Source organism: Pantanalinema rosaneae CENA516 (assembly GCF_050753385.1).
Taxonomy (GTDB): domain Bacteria; phylum Cyanobacteriota; class Cyanobacteriia; order Leptolyngbyales; family Leptolyngbyaceae; genus Pantanalinema; species Pantanalinema rosaneae.
Window position 1 is genome coordinate 70209 of record NZ_JBLZFZ010000031.1, and the last position, 17403, is coordinate 87611.

Annotated in this window: 19 protein-coding genes; 4 read left to right on the forward strand and 15 right to left on the reverse strand. The window is 49.1% G+C overall.

All coding sequences use genetic code 11. The features are described from left to right. Positions 1-77: 77 nt before the first annotated feature. The 3 genes from ACN4EK_RS18185 to ACN4EK_RS18195 all read left to right on the forward strand — a co-directional run bounded on the left by ACN4EK_RS18185 (position 78) and on the right by ACN4EK_RS18195 (position 1724). Entirely contained in the window at positions 78-299 is a 222-nt protein-coding gene (locus tag ACN4EK_RS18185; protein ID WP_431659514.1) for a hypothetical protein, read from the forward strand. Then, complete coding sequence (locus ACN4EK_RS18190) at positions 299-592, forward strand: type II toxin-antitoxin system VapC family toxin (protein ID WP_431659515.1); 294 nt, start codon at positions 299-301, stop codon at positions 590-592. Before ACN4EK_RS18185 ends, ACN4EK_RS18190 begins: the two co-directional genes overlap by 1 nt. Before the next feature lie 328 nt (positions 593-920). Further along, complete coding sequence (locus ACN4EK_RS18195) at positions 921-1724, forward strand: hypothetical protein (protein WP_431659516.1); 804 nt, start codon at positions 921-923, stop codon at positions 1722-1724. On the opposite strand, the gene ACN4EK_RS18200 is transcribed toward ACN4EK_RS18195, so the two are convergent. Then, positions 1719-1973 (reverse strand): hypothetical protein, encoded by a 255-nt coding sequence (locus ACN4EK_RS18200; RefSeq protein WP_431659517.1) that lies wholly within the window; start codon positions 1971-1973, stop codon positions 1719-1721. The genes ACN4EK_RS18195 and ACN4EK_RS18200 overlap by 6 nt on opposite strands. A 448-nt stretch (positions 1974-2421) precedes the next feature. On the opposite strand from ACN4EK_RS18200, the gene ACN4EK_RS18205 reads away from it, so the two are divergent. Next, positions 2422-3129: an FkbM family methyltransferase gene (locus ACN4EK_RS18205; protein ID WP_431659518.1), complete on the forward strand. Its 708-nt coding sequence runs from the start codon at positions 2422-2424 to the stop codon at positions 3127-3129. Between the two features lie 22 nt (positions 3130-3151). On the opposite strand, the gene ACN4EK_RS18210 is transcribed toward ACN4EK_RS18205, so the two are convergent. The 14 genes from ACN4EK_RS18210 to ACN4EK_RS18275 all read right to left on the reverse strand — a co-directional run bounded on the left by ACN4EK_RS18210 (position 3152) and on the right by ACN4EK_RS18275 (position 17302). Further along, positions 3152-3772 (reverse strand): class I SAM-dependent methyltransferase, encoded by a 621-nt coding sequence (locus tag ACN4EK_RS18210; RefSeq protein ID WP_431659519.1) that lies wholly within the window; start codon positions 3770-3772, stop codon positions 3152-3154. 92 nt (positions 3773-3864) lie between these two features. Continuing rightward, entirely contained in the window at positions 3865-4179 is a 315-nt protein-coding gene (locus tag ACN4EK_RS18215) for an urease subunit beta (RefSeq protein ID WP_431659520.1), read from the reverse strand. A gap of 11 nt (positions 4180-4190) precedes the next feature. Next, positions 4191-4895, reverse strand: coding sequence for a DUF1963 domain-containing protein (locus tag ACN4EK_RS18220; protein ID WP_431659521.1), 705 nt, complete (start codon positions 4893-4895; stop codon positions 4191-4193). Between the two features lie 25 nt (positions 4896-4920). Then, positions 4921-5223: an urease subunit gamma gene (gene ureA / locus ACN4EK_RS18225; protein ID WP_431659522.1), complete on the reverse strand. Its 303-nt coding sequence runs from the start codon at positions 5221-5223 to the stop codon at positions 4921-4923. A 14-nt stretch (positions 5224-5237) separates the two neighbouring features. Further along, the gene (locus ACN4EK_RS18230; protein ID WP_431659524.1) at positions 5238-6062 is read right to left on the reverse strand and encodes an urease accessory protein UreD; all 825 of its coding nucleotides are present in this window, start codon (positions 6060-6062) and stop codon (positions 5238-5240) included. Beyond that, positions 6062-6814 carry an urea ABC transporter ATP-binding subunit UrtE gene (gene urtE / locus ACN4EK_RS18235; protein WP_431659525.1) on the reverse strand — a complete coding sequence of 251 codons (753 nt, stop codon included), beginning with the start codon at positions 6812-6814 and terminating at the stop codon, positions 6062-6064. Before urtE ends, ACN4EK_RS18230 begins: the two co-directional genes overlap by 1 nt. A 4-nt stretch (positions 6815-6818) precedes the next feature. Then, positions 6819-7946, reverse strand: coding sequence for an urea ABC transporter ATP-binding protein UrtD (gene urtD / locus ACN4EK_RS18240; RefSeq protein ID WP_431659526.1), 1128 nt, complete (start codon positions 7944-7946; stop codon positions 6819-6821). Beyond that, on the reverse strand, positions 7906-9132 hold the full coding sequence (gene urtC, locus ACN4EK_RS18245; protein ID WP_431659527.1) for an urea ABC transporter permease subunit UrtC: 1227 nt from the start codon (positions 9130-9132) through the stop codon (positions 7906-7908). Before urtC ends, urtD begins: the two co-directional genes overlap by 41 nt. Positions 9133-9141: 9 nt before the next feature. Next, positions 9142-10290 carry an ABC transporter permease subunit gene (locus tag ACN4EK_RS18250; RefSeq protein WP_431659528.1) on the reverse strand — a complete coding sequence of 383 codons (1149 nt, stop codon included), beginning with the start codon at positions 10288-10290 and terminating at the stop codon, positions 9142-9144. Positions 10291-10728: 438 nt separating this feature from the next. Further along, positions 10729-12060, reverse strand: a complete 1332-nt coding sequence (gene urtA / locus ACN4EK_RS18255) for an urea ABC transporter substrate-binding protein (RefSeq protein WP_431659529.1) — start codon at positions 12058-12060, stop codon at positions 10729-10731. Between the two features lie 329 nt (positions 12061-12389). Continuing rightward, positions 12390-12995, reverse strand: coding sequence for an urease accessory protein UreG (ureG, locus tag ACN4EK_RS18260; RefSeq protein WP_431659530.1), 606 nt, complete (start codon positions 12993-12995; stop codon positions 12390-12392). Positions 12996-13055: 60 nt separating this feature from the next. Further along, positions 13056-13889: a formate dehydrogenase accessory sulfurtransferase FdhD gene (fdhD, locus tag ACN4EK_RS18265; protein ID WP_431659531.1), complete on the reverse strand. Its 834-nt coding sequence runs from the start codon at positions 13887-13889 to the stop codon at positions 13056-13058. A gap of 8 nt (positions 13890-13897) precedes the next feature. After that, a complete protein-coding gene (locus ACN4EK_RS18270; protein ID WP_431659532.1) occupies positions 13898-16123 on the reverse strand; it encodes an FdhF/YdeP family oxidoreductase in 2226 nt (741 codons plus the stop codon). A 90-nt stretch (positions 16124-16213) separates the two neighbouring features. Next, complete coding sequence (locus tag ACN4EK_RS18275) at positions 16214-17302, reverse strand: hybrid sensor histidine kinase/response regulator (protein WP_431659533.1); 1089 nt, start codon at positions 17300-17302, stop codon at positions 16214-16216. Between the last annotated feature and the right edge of the window lie 101 nt (positions 17303-17403).

A 17403-nucleotide genomic window follows, 5' to 3' on the forward strand; every position in this document is an offset into this window, starting at 1 on the left:
GTTCCTGACCAGAAGCACTTTCGGGTAATAGAAGTAGCAGCAATTTATAATAGATAGCAGTTGCTGGGGAAGGACTGATGACGTTACAAGAGCTACAAAATCAGGCATTACAGTTGCCGATTGGCGATCGCTGGCAATTGGTACAGGTTCTTTTAGACTCTTTAAAGCGGGAAGCCAACACTCAGCCGAAGCGGAGAAACCTGTCGCGTTTACGAGGTGTTGCTAAGATTTCGGCAGTTGCGGGGGAGAGTGATGCCCATGCAGATTATGTAACCTATTTGACCGAAAAGTATCAGTAATGCGGGTTCTGATTGATACCAACGTTGTTCTTGATTTTTTACAAGAACGAGAGCCATTTGTGGAAAATGCAGCAAGACTATTTGAGCGTATTGATGCTGGAGAAATTGAGGGATTTATTGCAGCCACGACAATAACTAACATTTACTATATTGTCCGCCGAGCAGCAGGGAGAGTAGTGGCTCAAGATGCAATTATGCAGGTGTTAAGCGATCTAAATATTTGTGCAGTCAATTTAGAGATATTTGAGCAGGCTCTAACATTGAATTTTGAAGATTTTGAAGATGCAGTATAGTATGCTTGTGCAGTAGTGCATAGCGTTGATGCGATCGTAACTCGTGATGCCTCTGGATTTGTAAATGCAGAAATTCCTGTAGTGTTGCCTGAAGAGATTAATACTATCAATAGTGCTGAGTGAAGAAAATGGGACAGCATTCAGTGCGTCATAACATAGTCCCTGCACCGGAACGCCACAAGTTCTCGGCTAAGTATTCAAGATTGCTTACGGCGGGTGAACGGGAATGTTAGCCTGCTTTAGCGCAGCGGGTGGAGGAGTTGGGGCAATATTAGTGAGGCAACCGACAATCTGAAATTCAGATAGCCCCGTCATGAGAGGTGTACTTATGTCTCAAGCTAAAAGAGATGCATCAGAACTATTTTATTCATTCTTTTCACTCTTCCAACCTCATCAAGTTCGAGAAGGTAGCGTTATCAATGAATGGATGGCTCACGTCTTGCCTCACAGTCCAATTCAAGAGTTAGCTCCAAATCTTTGGCACGTTACAGGTATCCTGGGCCCAACACCCAGAGAAATGGTGATTTATAAACTAGCAGATTCAGAATTGCTGATTCACAGTGCGATCGCTTTAGATGAAGCAGGAATAGCGCAGTTAGAGTCCTTAGGAACACCGAAAATTATGATTGTTCCTAACCGGATTCATCGGCTTGATGCCAAGGTTTACAAGCAACGTTACCCAAAATTATTAGTAGTTGCTCCAGATGTTGCTAAACCCTATGTAGAAGAGGTTGTTTCCGTTGACGCAATTGCAGAAGAACTGCTGCCAAACTACGGGATTATTTGTCATCAACCTGCGGGAATTCGACCACAAGAATTAGTCTATGAACTATCTCTGCCGACTGGGAAAGCACTAATTTTCACAGATATTCTGTTTAACTTAACAGATTCCTACCTCAACAGGTATGTACCTAGAAACAAGTTAATCTTTGATTTCTTGGGAGCAAGAGGCTATTTCGGTATTACAGCTTTAGGCAAGCGTTTTTTCATGACTGACAGAATTGCGTATCGTGAGTGGTTGATAAAATTAGCGGATTGTCTACCATCTCTGTGCGTTATTTCTGTTGCCCACGGTGAGCCAATTACAACAAGCTGTGTTGAACGGTTGCGTGAAGCGGCTGCTCGGTTATGATAGATAGTCCACGTCGGTAGGTGGATCTGATTGAGTGGTGAGATTGCGCTTGACACTTCTGTTACAGAGTATCTGAGACGATCGCGCAACGGTATGAACAAGTCGGGGTAAATTTTGCTTGATACCAATAAACTTGATCGCTTTGACGATCGCTGCATCGTCAAAGCGAATCTTGATTAGACCAATAAAGTTCTTATTCCAAGTTTCGTCATTGGAGAATTGTGGTGTGGTAATCAAGTTGCCAAACACCTTCGACTTGAGAGTTAAATTGTAAATTTAATTGTGATTCCTAGAGTCTCAGAATATTATCTCGTAAACTTGATAAACAGATTATGGAGATTAAGACTTTATCCTTATCCATTATTATAAACTTATAGCAAGCATTGGAAAATCTCTATTAATGATTGCTATTTGGTTTAATGAGCCTATTTTCTAGAAAGGGTGAAGTTTTGGAAAATCTAGAAATACAGATCTACGTTTTTTGAGATTAAGAGATGCTTAAGTTACAAAGTTTTTTTGCCGTTCAGAGGTGATGAATATTAATTAGAAATGGGTATTTTCCTCACATTCGAAGAACAAGAATTACTATTAGGAGAGCTAACAGTCTTTCTGAGAAGCCTTAATTTACTAATAGCTGAAAGATGAATAGTGCAAATTGCTTAATATGATATCGTATTGATTTTTTACTTACTTCAGCATGAAACCATTTTATTTTCGACCAGGCACAATCGATGAGTCAGTTTATCAAGCGATCGTCACGGAAAACGAGTATTGCCTGCCAGCCACTTTGCCACCTCAGCATTTCATCATTGATATCGGTGCGCATATTGGTAGTTTTTCTTGGCTCTGTTGGTTTCGTGGAGCACGTAATATTATCGCTTTTGAAGCTGATGCAGGCAATGCAGAATCCGCCCGTAAGAATTTGAATGAAACTTCTGTGCAACTGATTGAATCGGCGGTTTGGCGATCGGATTGTGCCAGCCCCGTGTTATTTAATTCAGGCTATAGCCGGATGTTACCTGATGGGCCCGATCCAGTAGGAATCAACACTGGATCCGTACAGGTTTTTGCGACCTCTGGTTCCCGCATTACTAGCGTACCTTTGGATGAAGTTATTGGAGATAAACGGGTCGATATCCTCAAACTAGATTGTGAGGGAAGTGAATATCCGATTTTACTGACTTCTAAGAAACTAAAAAATATTTGTTTAATTGTTGGAGAATACCACAACTTAGATGAAATTCCCTCGATCGCCAGGGTTAATGAAGTGGAATCATTTTCAGTTGGAACGCTTGTAGACTTATTAACAAAATTGCGATTTAAGGTTGAAATCAAACCTCACCCACTTCAACAATTCTCATCTAAGGTTGGTCTTTTTTTCGCGCGAAATATGGATTGGGATTGAAGCATCCATTCGCTCCGTTAAATCATTCCCTGCCCCCCGGTTTACGTTGCAGGATGCAGAACAGGGCTTGAGGAAACTGCTCCAGTGTGCCGTGATACACCGTGTATTCAACTGATTGCACGACAAATCGATCGCCGAAAATCTGGTTAATTTCTTCGGGGGTGAAGCGATAGGGACCGGATTCGCGGGTTTCTAAATGGCTGAAACACTTGAGGAATAAATAGCCGTTGGGACGGACTAAGCGACTGATTACCGTGACATAATCGGCGCGCTGATCGGGGGGGAAAACGTGAAAAACGCCACGATCGAGGACATAGTGAAAGGAGCGATCGAGATGACTGTTGAGGATGTCATCTTGTTGGAAGGTAATCGTTAATCCTTCTGCGGCAGCTTTTTGTTGCGCTAGAGTGACGGCTGTAGCAGAGAGATCCGTTGCCGTCACATGGAAACCGCGTTTGGCTAACGCGATCGCCTGAGTGCCGGGGCCAGTGCCTAAATCGAGGAATGTGCCAGATTGCAGGTCTAAGACAATCAGGGCATGTTCCAGGTCGGAGTCAAGCTCTGGATTAAACCAGGGCATGGTTTCGACGGGTTTTTCTTGATAAAGCTGTTCCCAATCGGGAAACTCCCGTTCTTGAGTCATGGGTCGTTCAAGGGTGAGTGGGTGGGCAGTGCTAGGGAGTCTTTTTGCGGTTCGGTTCCCTCCTTGGTAAGGAGGGTTAGGGAGGATCACCACTAAGCAGACCCTAAAGCCCCTTCAATTCTGGCATTAAATCCGTATACTTCTCGACTGCCGCCATAGGGAACTAACGTCACGGATTTTTCATCACCGGGTTCAAATCGCACTGCCGTTCCGGCGGGAATATCCAATCGCATTCCTTTTGCCTGGTCGCGATCGAAGCTCAACGCTGTATTCACCTCATAAAAATGGAAATGGGAGCCGACTTGAATCGGACGATCGCCCGTATTGGCAACCGTTATGGTCACCGTTGACCGTCCAGCATTCAGTTCAATCTCACCGTCTTCAACCAACAGTTCTCCAGGAATCATGCTGCTCTCCTTTAACCACACGCCCACGCAAACGCCACTTGATCGAGATGGGTAGCACACTGAGTAATGTGACCGCATCCAACATCCCCAAACATGATGGGTAAATTGTCTTCTGAATCGAGTTGAAACACCAGCCGCATCGTCTGACTACAGATAGGACAATGGGGATATTCAATTCCCTGAATCCATAGGGGATACCCTAACAACTTATCTCCTGCGTGGGGATAGTTTTCTAAAGCGGTCGCTTCTGCCTCAGTCAATTCAATCTCTAATACCTGCCGTTCGGCATAACCGGGGAAATCGTCCATCACCTGCCAATCGACGATCGTTTTGGGGGGAAAGGAGTTCTCTATCGCGGGAAGATCGCGATCGCTGGTTGCCCCCTTAGGCTGAACCACCCGAGCTAAGGTACTGACCGCAAAGGGTGCCCAGGCATCACAATCGCATTCACACAACGGTGCTTCGCTGGTGCAGTAAAACAGTTGCAATAATCCCTGCCCAAATCTGCCCTGAACGGCTTCCGGTAACTCAGCCAGATTTAATTGCAGCAGCAGTTGCATCGGCTTGCCACAGTTGGGACAGGTGGGATAGGCTTCATTCGCCGCTAACCACGGATGTCCAGAAAACTTAGAAGTTGCCCGATCGTGATCGCCAGCAATGACGATCGGTTTCCAGGCTGGCTGCATATACGCTTGCAGGTTGGCAGGAATACTCATAGTTGGAGTGAGAGAGTGATACCCATCAGCGAATCGGATTATGCACCGTCACTAACTTTGTACCATCGGGAAAGGTCGCTTCCACCTGAACTTCATGAATCATTTCAGGAATGCCGTCCATCACCTGATCGCGTGTCAGTAACGTTGTGCCATAACTCATCAGATCTGACACGGTGCGCCCTTCTCTGGCTCCCTCCAAAATTCCGGCAGTAATATAGGCGATCGCTTCCGGGTAGTTCAACTTGATGCCGCGATCCTTGCGGCGTTCTGCCAGTAAAGCGGCGGTAAAAATCAATAATTTGTCCTTTTCCTGGGGAGTGAGTTGCATAGTTCATCTCTCTACTAAAGCTGCCAAACTCGGGGGAGGCAGGTTGATCGCCCTAAATAGGATAAGCGTAACAGTTGCCAGACCGCTAGAAACCATTGCCGCACTTCGGTTGTGGAGTGACCCCGGTAGCGACAGAGCAATCCCGCCATGAGCCGCGTCACGCCAATTTCACCACTACTACCTTGCCAGAGCGATCGGGCTTGCGTCACCAGTTCTGGGTCAACCCCCTGACCAATATAGGCGAAGCTGCCGACGATCGGGCAATTCCCTAGCCCATGCGGACTCTCTACCATGATGGGACTACCGGGCAGCCATTGCCGATCGATCCACAAGGGTTTCTCAGCTTGCCAAACCTCCGTATGCGATCGCCAATTCCCCGCTAGAAACTGTTCCCCTCTCGCTGTCCGTCCAAATCGGGTGATCTCCCAGCCTAACCACTGTGCCCCGGTCGCCAACTCAATTCGCATATCCTGGCGATAGAGTGCCTGATCAAAGACGATCGCCTCTTGAGGCAACCATTCCAAACAGGCATCCTCTCCTACAGTCACTTGAATGGTTTGGCGAGATTCTTGTCCATTTGAGCGGTAGATTTTACTTGCGGCGGCTGTAGTAATCAACGCCTGGGCTTGCGGTTGCAATTGCAACTTCATCGACAGTCGATCGCCCCCAACCATGCCCCCTGCTGTATGCAGAATCACGTTATGGCAAACCTTGCTACCTTCGGGATAAAACGATCTCTGAAGTTTGAACGGGGCTTGACTGCGATCTTTGAGTAATTGGGTTGCCCCCGATCGCACACCATAGATTAACTCTAAATTGCCCTGCCAGGAATTAGACATTAAACCGCCAGGAACCGCTGAATCACTTCATTGCTGAGTTCACTGGTAGCACCCTGGGCGACAATCCCCCCTTTTTGCATGGCGTAATACCAATCTGCCTGCCGGACAAAATGGAGATGTTGCTCGACCAGTAACACTGAAATCCCTGTTTCCCGCACAATCCGTTTGACTGCCGCTTCAATCTCCAGAATAATCGAGGGTTGAATCCCTTCCGTAGGTTCATCCAGTACCAATAAGCGAGGACGACCCATTAAAGCCCGGGCGATCGCCAGTTGTTGTTGTTGTCCCCCACTCAAATCGCCTCCCATCCGATTCAGCATGGTTTTCAGGACGGGAAATAACTCAAAGATATCCTCTGGAATTTCCGCTTTACCCTTACTACCCTGGGGTCGAGCTTCCAGCCCCAAAATTAAGTTTTCTTTGACACTTAACCGGGGAATCACCTCACGTCCCTGCGGCACATAGCCAATGCCTAACCGAGCGCGACGATCGGGGGTTAGCGGATTAAGCACTCGACCCTCTAACCGAATCTCGCCACTGCGCGGACTCAACAACCCCATGATGGTTTTCAGCAAGGTGGTCTTGCCTACCCCATTGCGTCCAATCAAACACACCATTTTGCCGGGAGCAACGCTCATATCCACATTCCGTAAGATATGGCTTTCTCCATAAAACACGTTCAGTCCAGAGATTTCCAGCATGTAAGCTGTGGCATCTGGATTGGCGATCGATGCTTCTAGAGTCGATGTCATGCGATTAAACCTCAATTTCCAGGCGAGTTAGGGTTTCGGGGGGTAGTTGCAGGAGTTGGATCAAGTCCTGGTACGCGATCGCCTCTGCCTGATTCACCAGCGACGGATCACCCTGACGGGCACTGGCGCGAATCACGTCAAAACTCAATCTGGCAACCAGTTCTCGTTCTTGCTCACTCTCAATCTCCGCTAAGGCCGCTTCCACAGGCACATCTTGTAATAGATAGACCCGCAGTTCCTCTCGGAGCTGGTGTTGCTGCTCTGGATCATCAGAGAATAAACAACTCAGTTGCATCAGGATTAAATTCGTTTCATCAGGAGATAGCTCGCCATCTGCCCATGCCATTGCCGCGATAATTCGCAAAATTTTCATTTGATGGGGTGAGATCGAAGGCTGTTGTCCCAAATACACCTCGATCACTCGGGGATCATTCTGAACTTCCTCAATGCTGCCTTCACACAGCACCGAACCTTGATGCAAGACGGTGACTTTCCGGGCAATCTGCCGGACAAATTCCATATCATGTTCAATCACGATAATGGAATGGCTTTCTGCCAGTGCCAGCAGGAGATCACCGACTTTTTCAGTTTCTTCATCCGTCAGTCCCGCGACGGGTTCATCGACTAAGAGTAGATCGGGAGATTGCGCCACTAACATGCCAATTTCTAGCCGTTGCTTTTCCCCATGCGACAACAGTTCAGCCGGAATGTCAGCTTTGAGGGCTAGCCCGATCGTCTCTAGTAACCCCGTAACGGTGCGATGTTCGGCGGTGGATGTATGACCAAACAGGGAGGCAAACACATGTTTTTGCCGGGAACAGGACAGTTCCAAATTTTCCCGTGGGGTGAGCTTTTGGTAAACGCGGGGAGTCTGAAACTTGCGACCAATCCCCATCCGAGCAATTTCATGTTCTTTAAAGGGACGCAGATTCCTTCCCTTAAAGAAGACCTGTCCTTCCGTGGGTTTGGTTTTGCCCGTAATCACATCCATAAAGGTAGTTTTTCCGGCACCATTCGGCCCAATCACCACCCGCAACTCGCCTTCAGCCATGCTGAAATTGAGGTTGTTAATCGCTTTAAACCCGTCAAAACTAACGGTCAGATTCTCGATCGCCAAGAGTTTCTCGTTCATATACCACTTCCGGATCTGATTCCAGGCTGGGATAGGTTTGCACAAGTTGAGGCCGACCGATCAGCGATCGCACCCAGTTAATACCGTCGGTTCGGAACCATCCCAAAATGCCACTGGGCAGTACCGTCACCACAATCAAGAACAACGCGCCCTGGAAGAATAGCCAGAACTCAGGATATTGTTCGCTCAACAGCGTCCGGGCAAAGTTGACAATCAGCGCCCCCAGGATGGCTCCAACTAACGTGGCACGACCGCCGACCGCCACCCAAATCACCATCTCGATCGAGAAGGCAACATCCATCGCTTTGGGGGTAATGATGCCCGATTGCACCGTGTATAAGGCTCCAGCAACTCCCGCTAAAGCGGCGGAAATCGCAAAAACAAAGACCTTATAGCCTGTCGGATTGTAGCCAGAGAAGCGTACCCGCGTTTCATCATCCCGAATGGCGACCAGCATCCGACCCATCCGTCCACTGGTGATCCAACGACAGAGAGCATATCCCGCTGCCAGCAACAGAACACTCAAGGCATAGAATCCCCCCTGGATCATGGGGCTACTGCCTACCTGCAAGCCAAACAATGTGGCAGTGTCGGTCTTCAGTCCATTTGTCCCATTGATTAACTTCTGTTGACCATTGAAGAAGTTAAAAAAGACAATCAGTGCCGCCTGCGTCAGGATGGAGAAATAGACTCCCCGAATCCGGTTACGGAATACGAGATAGCCTAATACTGCCGCGACGATCGCCGGAACCAAGACCACCGCTAACAGGGTAAATGGTAAGGAATAGAATGGTTGCCAGAAGGCAGGTAATTGGTTGACCCCATACAGCGAAAAGAATTCGGGAATTTGTCCTGGGGGTTGTCCGGGGATCGGTTGCAGTTGCAGGAACATCGCAAAGGCATAACCGCCCAAGGCAAAAAAGATACCATGTCCCAAACTGAGGAGTCCGGTATAGCCCCAGATCAGATCAATCCCTAGAGCGACGATCGCCAGCGCCAGAAATCGTCCCAACTGATTGACCCGTACTCCCTGTCCGATCGCGGTCAGCAATGGCGGCATCACAAACAATAGGATGAGTGCTACCACTGCCACGATCGCAGCTTCTAGAATCAACGCTTTGCGGCGTTTCCGGGCAGTCATCCGTTGAGGAATTTCGGCAACCGTTTCCATTGATTTGACTGTCATTGTTGCCTCCTATGCATCCACGGATCGACCCTTTTGCGGGAACAGACCCGCCGGACGGAACTGCAAGAAGACAATAATTAGGGCAAACACCATAACTTTTGCCATGCTCGCTGTCGCAAAGAATTCAAAAAAGCTCTTGATCACCGGATTGGCGACCAGATTACCGATCGCATTCGAGCCAATCACGTAGCTGAGTGTCCCAATCACCCCTGCCGCTACAATACTGCCGACCAGCTTCCCGACTCCTCCCACGACCACGACCATAAAGGTATCCACAATATACGCCTGTCCGGTGTTGGAACTGACGGAACCCAGCAAACTGACTGCCACTCCTGCCACTCCTGCCAGCCCGGAACCGATCGCAAAGGTCAACGCATCTACCGTTTTGGTAGGAATTCCCAAGCAAGCACTCATACTGCGGTTTTGGGTCACTGCCCGAATTCGCAGCCCCCACGGGGTTTTGTTGAGGAACCAGTACACGCCAAACACACAAATTGCCGTCAACACAATAATAAACAGGCGAGTGTAGGGCAGTTGTGACCCGCCCATCTGTAAGCCCCCCCGCAACCAGGCAGGAGCCGTCACATCTACCCCCTGTGTACCAAACCAGGGTTTAGTGATGGCGAGCTTAAAGGTTTGTCCCAGCAGGTTAGAGATCACTAGCGCGATCGCGGCTGATAGCGGAAACATTAGACCTAACGCCCAACCGCGAATCCGTTCAAAGTCGGGACGACGGGACAACACCCACCAGGCGGCAAAAAACAACCCACAGAAAATCGCCAGTCCGGTGACAAACTGCCAACTCACACTGCGGATCAACTGCTGCAAAATCAAGCTCACCCCCCAGGTTGCCAGCAGAGTTTCCAGGGGTCTGCCATAGAGATACCGCACGACTCCCCGTTCTAATAAGAGTCCCAGTAGAGCCGTCACAATAAAGGCAGCAATTAAGGCAAAAAAGATATAGATCTCAGAGAAGGCGGTTTGTTTGAAGGCATTCTGCACGACAAAGGTTGTGTATGCCCCGATCATCATGAACTCGCCGTGAGCCATGTTGATCACGCCCATCAGCCCAAAGACGATCGCCAGCCCCAATGCGGCTAATAGCAACACGGAGCCAATGCTCAATCCGCCAAATAACGATTCGAGAAGCTGTGTCAATGTTCTATCCCAACGCTTGCATGTGAATCATGGTCAATCTTGGTACAGCGTGAAATCTGTAACCGAAGATCCAAAATTTAAATAAATGCTTAAATTTCCGCTTTTAAGGAGCCGCGATCACCTCCAAGTCTACCTACTGTCTGCTTTTTGCCCCCCTAGTCCCCAATCCTGGGGGGAACTTTAATGTTCAAAGTCCCCCAGAATTGGGGATTTAGGGGGCTGAGAGAGTGTGATACCACCTGAAAATTGCGTAAAGAGCCGTGATCGCGTTTAACTATCCCTCAATGCCACATGATCTAGTTCGCAGCATGGGTCAAATCCCCAACAAGTGAAGCATCTGGCAATCCTTGAGACATCACTCCCATGTAGGTATTCACCAGATGCTTCCTGACCAACTCCAAATTCACTCGAACTGTCAGTCGATCGTTATGCCAGCCACTAGCTCATTTTGAACTTACCAGGAGTATCGGGAGCCGTGACATCGGTTTTTGTCCAATCACAGGTGTAGCCCTTAGTGTCGGTAACAAACTGGTTCCAGGGTATAGGGGCAACTGCTGCCGTCGTGGAATTGACGATTTCAAATAAGCCATCATCCCGCACTTCGCCAATCCGCACCCACTTAGAAATGTGATGGTTGGGATTCATGGTGACGGAGCCTTCGGGAGCCGCAAAGGTTTGCCCATAGGCGGCTGTCCGAACTTTTTCTAGATCATCTGCTGTACCAGCCTTTTCAACTGCCTGCTTCCACAGGTACACCATAATGTAAGCCGCTTCCATCGGGTCATTAACTACCCGATCGTCACCGTACTTCTTCTTAAAGGCTTCCACAAACTTCTTGCTTTCGGGCGTATCAACGGTCTGGAAGTAGTTCCAGGCAGCATAATGACCCTTGAGGTACTCCACGCCGATCGCCTTGACTTCTTCTTCGGCAATACTGACCGACATAGAGGGATACTTATCCGGCCCCATGCCTGCACCTTGCAATTGCTTGAAGAAAGCAACGTTACTGTCACCGTTCAGGGTGTTGTAAATGATGCCGCCATCTGGCATGGCTGCTTTAATCTTGGAAATAATCGGCGTGACTTCGGTGCCGCCTAGAGGAATGTAGTCCTCACCTACCACTTTGCCACCTTTGGCTTCTAGCTGAGCTTTGATGATGGTATTGGCAGTCCGGGGGAAGACGTAATCGGAACCCACCAGGAAGAAGGGTTGTCCTTTATATTTTTCCAGCAACCAATCTACCGAAGGTTCGATCTGCTGGTTTGGAGCCGCCCCCGTATAGAAGATATTCTTAGAACACTCTTGCCCTTCGTACTGTACGGGATACCACAACATGTGGTTCTTCGATTCAAACGTAGGCAACACGGCTTTCCGGCTGGCAGAAGTCCAGCAACCAAATACCGTGGCGACTTTATCCTGGTCAATCAGTTTCTTGGCTTTTTCGTTGAATGTGGGCCAATCGGATGCGCCATCCTCAACGATCGGTTCGATCTTCTTGCCTAATACGCCACCGGCATTATTGATCTCTTCGATCGCGAGTTGCTCTGCATCTACCACACTCTTCTCACTGATTGCCATCGTGCCACTCAGCGAGTGGAGAATGCCCACCTTGATGGTGTCTCCCGATGTGGTGGTTGCCGCAGAAGTAGCCGTTGGAGAGGTTGTGTCCGCAGTGGGAGTGTTGCCACCTGCACACGACTTTAGCAACACACTACCCGCGACCGTAGAGCCTAAAATAATAAATTCACGCCGACGAAACTGTCTTGTCATGGAGTGATTTGCTCCCCACTAAACCTAAGCCGAGTACAACAGAAACTCGGTAATAACCCTGAGATACTAAGATTACAAGAAAAGAAAAATTGTATATCTGTATACCGTTTGAGATTATTCCCTAGTTAAAGGCATTTCATTTTATAAAGTTAGGGGAATCGTTGGGTTAAATGCCATCTACTGAGGGACAGAAATTGACCTGATTCCCCTTTATGGCTCGATAAAACCAGGTTTAGTCGCAGGCATCCCCCCATTAGTGGTTGAATCATTGGCAAGCCTACTCCTGCATGGGCAAACTCACGCTAGGTATATGGGAAGGTCGGCGTTAGTCAGCGCTTTAAATGGGCACAGGTTTGAATAAAGTCCATCACCGCCAATAAGCCTTCATGGGTTTTTAAGTTAGTAAACACAAATGGCTTATCGCCGCGCATTTTCTGAGCGTCACGCTCCATCACCGCCAGATCTGCTCCAACGTAGGGTGCCAGATCAATTTTGTTGATCACTAATAGATCAGATTTGGTAATGCCGGGGCCGCCTTTGCGGGGAATTTTGTCGCCTCCCGCCACATCAATCACATAAATCGTGGCATCGACTAACTCGGGGCTGAAGGTTGCCGCTAAATTATCACCACCACTTTCGACAAATACCAAATCCAGATCCAGAAACCGGCGTTCCAGGTCTTCGATCGCTACTAAGTTCATCGAAGCATCTTCCCGAATGGCAGTATGGGGGCATCCTCCGGTTTCCACTCCGACAATGCGATCGCGTTCCAACGCCTGCGATCGCACTAAAAACTGAGCATCTTCCTGGGTGTAAATATCGTTTGTCACCACGGCTAGATGGTAGCGATCGCGCATCGCCTTACACAACGCATCGACTAACGCTGTTTTACCGGAACCGACTGGCCCTGCCACACCCACTCGAAACGCACTCATAGGATTTTGGATAGAAGTTTGAGCATTGAGATTGTTTCGATTTTAGTCGCACCCTGGGGATTAGTCGCTCTGAATCCGTTCAATGCCAGAGTAAACATTAAACCGTTGTCCCCGCAGGAAGCCGATTAAGGTAATGCCAAATTCTCGTGCCACCTCAACCGCAAGGCTACTGGGAGCCGATACCGCACAGACGATTGCCACCCCGGCGGTGACACATTTTTGCAAAATCTCAAAACTGGTGCGACCGCTAACTAAAACTATGCGATCGTGCCAGGGTAAGTCTCGATTGAGGAATGCTGTACCGACCAACTTATCCAGGGCATTATGTCGTCCGACATCCTCTTGCACCGCTAATAAATTTCCCTGTAAGTTGAACAATGCGGCGGCATGGAGTCCTCCGGTACTGTTGAAAATGCCCTGAGCCTGTCGCAGGCGATCGGGCAAGGAGCAGATGACTGCCGCCGTCACTTGTTGTCCAGTGGGAATCGGTTGATCAAGCCGAAGTTTGAGTGCATCCAAACTGGCTTTGCCACATACGCCACAGGCACTAGAGGTATAAAAATGGCGTTCTAAAGGCTGCAAATTGGGTTGCAGATCGGGATGCAGTTCGACATTGATAATGTTCTGACGTTGTTCGCCATCCACGTCTGGATCAACGCAGTAACTCAATCGTTGAATATCTCCCGGTTGCCGGATCACGCCTTCACCATACAAAAAACCTGCCGTCAGTTCAAAGTCGGCTCCCGGAGTTCGCATGGTAATGGCAATCGTCCGACGGGGCGAGGTTAACCGGATTTCTAATGGTTCCTCAGTAGCGAGATGATCAGAGCGCGATCGGCGGTTACTCCCGTCAATCACCCAAACCTGTATTTTGGTTTTACTCCCCCGTCCCATGATGTCACCTACTGTGGTTCGAGCCGGACGATCGCGTTGTAATCCGGGACTCCGCCAATGGGTGATCGTTTGCTGCGATCGAGTAGTGTGTTGCCTTCCGGCCAGTGAACTTGCAAATTTCCGGGTTTGACTCTAGCCGCATAGACCCGTCCGGCATATTCGCCCAGGTCATTTTTCAAGACAACCCGATCGCCATCCGTTAATCCCAATTTCGTCAGGTCTTCTGGACTGATCAGAATTGCCTCTCGGAAGGCTCCGGTAATCGCGTCTTTGCGTTCCTGCACCATACTATTAAATTGTTTACCGCGCCGAGTGGTGACTAAAAAACAGCCTTCGGGAACTTCGCGATCGGGTGGCGTTAACACCGAAAAGTGAGCTTTGCGATCGGGTGTAGTGAAGTTCCAGCCAAAGCAGAGATGAGTCCCTCCATATTGAAACTGATCCCCCGCCTGTTTGAGATGTTGAATTCCGGCATACTGAGGGTTGACTAAAGCAATTTCTGCGCGGATGGCAGATGTATTGGCAAAGGTGAGTTGCTCCGCCAATTCTGGTTTAACCCGTCGCGCCAGATCAAGAAACACCTCCCATTCTGGACGCGCTTCTCCAATCCGATGTCCCAGAATCTCGGGACTGAAGATCACACGCCGTTCGGTGCTGGTTTCGGTCACGCCTCCCGGCATTTCATAGCGGGTGGTCGCTGGCAATAATACGACTATTTCACCGGGTTCTAGAAACATCTGTTGAGCACAGACAATATCCATGTGTACCCGTAACGGTACTTGCTGCAATCCAGCTTCCACATAGTCCGGATCAGGCAATACTTCCAGAAAATTTCCACCCACTGAAAACAAAAGATCCAGGTTGCCCTTATGAGCGGCATCAATCATTTCGGGAGCAATCATGCCATTCGTTGTGGGTACATCAAAGCCCCAATGCTGACTTAGTTCGGTGGCTGTCTCAGCATTAATGGGCTTGCCTCCCGGAAATGCCGTGGCATAACAGCCCATCTCTGCCCCACCCTGCACCCCAGAGTGACCGCGAATCGGCATCAATCCACAGCCTTCTCTGCCCACAAACCCTTTGGTGAGTGCCAGATTGATAATCGATCGCACATTATCTTCCCCACACTCATGTTGAGTAATTCCCATACTCCAGACAAATACGGCTTTCTCGGCATCCGCTACCAGTTTGGCAAAGGCAGACATCTCCTCCCGCGTTGCCCCAGATAACCGTTCCAGTGATTCCCAGGATTGGGTTGCCAGAGCCGCTTTTAATGCCTCGAAGTCTGTGGTGTAATCACGAATAAACGCGCGATCGAGCCAATTATTTTCGATTAAATGTTTGATTGTGCCATTCAGAAAGGCAATATCACCCCCAACATTCACCAGGAAAAAATCTTCCGCAAACTTAGTACCAAACAAGGCACTTTCTACCACGGACGGCACCCAGTACCGCTCCATTCCAGGTTCCCGGTAGTTATTGATCACGACAATCCGCGTCCCCGCTTTCTTCGCCAGATGCAAATACTTCACGGTGACTGGCTGGTTATTCGCCACATTAGACCCGATAAACACCAGCAGATCGGTACCGATCCAATCTTTATAGGAACAGGTGGTGGCGGCAGCGCCGATCGTTTGTTTTAACGCTGAGGTACTGGGCGAGTGACAAATCCGCGCCGCATTATCAATATGATTGCACCCTATTGCCCGTACCGCTTTCTGGGTGACGTAGTAGGTTTCATTCACGGTGCCCCGACTGGTGATGTAAAACCCTAACCGATCGGGAGTCGTTTGGCGAATGCGATCGGCGATCAAGTCTAACGCGGCATCCCAACTGACTCGCTGGAATCCTTTGTCCCCTTTGTAGCGCACCATTGGGTAGGGTAATCGTCCCAGTTCCCGCAGTTCGGCATTACTTTTACCTTGAAGTTGGGATAAATCTTCGAGTAAACGATGATCCATCGCAGGCATGGTATTCAGCCGCAATAACCGCAACCGCACATTACACACATGCAGTCCGTCCTGCGTCCAATCTTTCATGCCCGTTGTCCCCAGGGCACACCCATCACAAACTCCCTGGTTTAGCACATCCCAGGCGTAGGGTAAGCGATCGCGGCTCTGCCAAATTGCCCGAAATACTTCCCAATAATTATTCGGATATTGTTCTCCTAAACCAAATGGCTTCCAGCTTGCCCAATGTTCAGGAGTCCAGCCTTTTTTTGGTCGGCGTAACATGATCGAGAAAACTCAACGCTATCTTTCAGGATACGCTACTGGGAGGGGGGAAGATGGGGAGGTGAGGAGGTCGGGGCGGTAGGGGCGTAATTAGTTCATGGGTAGGCTAACGCGAACGATCGTGTGATGGTTGGGTTCGCTATCGATCACCAGCTCCCCACTATGGATTTGCACCAGTTGCCGGACGATCGCCAATCCTAACCCTGAGCCTTGTTGCTCATAGAATTTACGTTCAAATTGCACATAGGCACCCACATCCGCCACTTGGGTGGGGGTCATTCCCCGTCCCTGATCGGACACTTCGAGAATGTAGCGATCGTCCTGCGATCGACTCCTGACTTGAATTGGAGTCCCTGGCTCAGAGAACTTACAGGCGTTATCAACCAGTTCTTCCACAATTTTGATCAGATTCGGTTCCGAAATGCGGACTGAAGCGGTATCAAGTTCTAGATGGAGATCGGCGGCGCGATCGATGGCGGCAGTTTGAGCCGCTCTTGTAATCATCAGATCGGGTTGCTCTACGAAATCGCTCAGATACTCGCGCGACGGGTCTGTTTCTTCAGACAGCAAATGCAGACGGGCATATAGCAGCGTATTTTGTACCACTCGCGTCAACCGTTTGGCAGACCGATGAATCAGATCGGCGACTTCCAAAATTTCATCGGGCTTGATGGTTTTGTAAGATTCCTTCAGGTAATCGGACAATCCGGCTACGCCATTCAACGGAGTCAGTAACTCGTGGGGTAGGGAATAGGAAATGCTACTGCGTAGATCATCCAATTTATGCCGATAGTGTTGGCTAACGGTCGCCTGTTTATCCAAACGCGAGTTGACAGCATTGAGTAGTTCAGCCCGTGTAAACGGCTTCGTGACATAATCATCGGCACCCAATTCCATCCCCTGCCGCATATCAGGCTTATCTGCCTTGGCGGTCAAAAACACAAAGGGAATCGTTGCCATGTGAGGCTGAGATCGCAGATGAGTTAAGACCCCATACCCATCCAACTCTGGCATCATAATGTCGCACAAAATTAAATCTGGAGTGTGACTGACCGCCAATTCGATGCCCCGCGCCCCATTCTCAGCACTAATCACCTGAAAATCAACGTCTTCGAGAAACTCTGTAATAATCTCCCGAATCGTTGGTTCGTCTTCAATCACTAAAATTGTTTTCATCATCACTATCAGTTATCCACCATTAACCAACCCACCATCACCCAACTCACCTATCCCCATCTCCCTACCTCCCCATCTCCCTACCCTGTCTCTTATACACATCT

Bases quoted from the DNA above. Each gene is read 5' to 3' on its own strand.
- ACN4EK_RS18185 (WP_431659514.1), top strand. From the start codon at position 78: ATGACGTTACAAGAGCTACAAAATCAGGCATTACAGTTGCCGATTGGC.
- ACN4EK_RS18190 (WP_431659515.1), top strand. From the start codon at position 299: ATGCGGGTTCTGATTGATACCAACGTTGTTCTTGATTTTTTACAAGAA.
- ACN4EK_RS18195 (WP_431659516.1), top strand. From the start codon at position 921: ATGTCTCAAGCTAAAAGAGATGCATCAGAACTATTTTATTCATTCTTT.
- ACN4EK_RS18205 (WP_431659518.1), top strand. From the start codon at position 2,422: ATGAAACCATTTTATTTTCGACCAGGCACAATCGATGAGTCAGTTTAT.
- ACN4EK_RS18210 (WP_431659519.1), bottom strand. From the start codon at position 3,772: ATGACTCAAGAACGGGAGTTTCCCGATTGGGAACAGCTTTATCAAGAA.
- ACN4EK_RS18215 (WP_431659520.1), bottom strand. From the start codon at position 4,179: ATGATTCCTGGAGAACTGTTGGTTGAAGACGGTGAGATTGAACTGAAT.
- ACN4EK_RS18220 (WP_431659521.1), bottom strand. From the start codon at position 4,895: ATGAGTATTCCTGCCAACCTGCAAGCGTATATGCAGCCAGCCTGGAAA.
- ureA (WP_431659522.1), bottom strand. From the start codon at position 5,223: ATGCAACTCACTCCCCAGGAAAAGGACAAATTATTGATTTTTACCGCC.
- ACN4EK_RS18230 (WP_431659524.1), bottom strand. From the start codon at position 6,062: ATGTCTAATTCCTGGCAGGGCAATTTAGAGTTAATCTATGGTGTGCGA.
- urtE (WP_431659525.1), bottom strand. From the start codon at position 6,814: ATGACATCGACTCTAGAAGCATCGATCGCCAATCCAGATGCCACAGCT.
- urtD (WP_431659526.1), bottom strand. From the start codon at position 7,946: ATGAACGAGAAACTCTTGGCGATCGAGAATCTGACCGTTAGTTTTGAC.
- urtC (WP_431659527.1), bottom strand. From the start codon at position 9,132: ATGACAGTCAAATCAATGGAAACGGTTGCCGAAATTCCTCAACGGATG.
- urtA (WP_431659529.1), bottom strand. From the start codon at position 12,060: ATGACAAGACAGTTTCGTCGGCGTGAATTTATTATTTTAGGCTCTACG.
- ureG (WP_431659530.1), bottom strand. From the start codon at position 12,995: ATGAGTGCGTTTCGAGTGGGTGTGGCAGGGCCAGTCGGTTCCGGTAAA.
- fdhD (WP_431659531.1), bottom strand. From the start codon at position 13,889: ATGGGACGGGGGAGTAAAACCAAAATACAGGTTTGGGTGATTGACGGG.
- ACN4EK_RS18270 (WP_431659532.1), bottom strand. From the start codon at position 16,123: ATGTTACGCCGACCAAAAAAAGGCTGGACTCCTGAACATTGGGCAAGC.
- ACN4EK_RS18275 (WP_431659533.1), bottom strand. From the start codon at position 17,302: ATGATGAAAACAATTTTAGTGATTGAAGACGAACCAACGATTCGGGAG.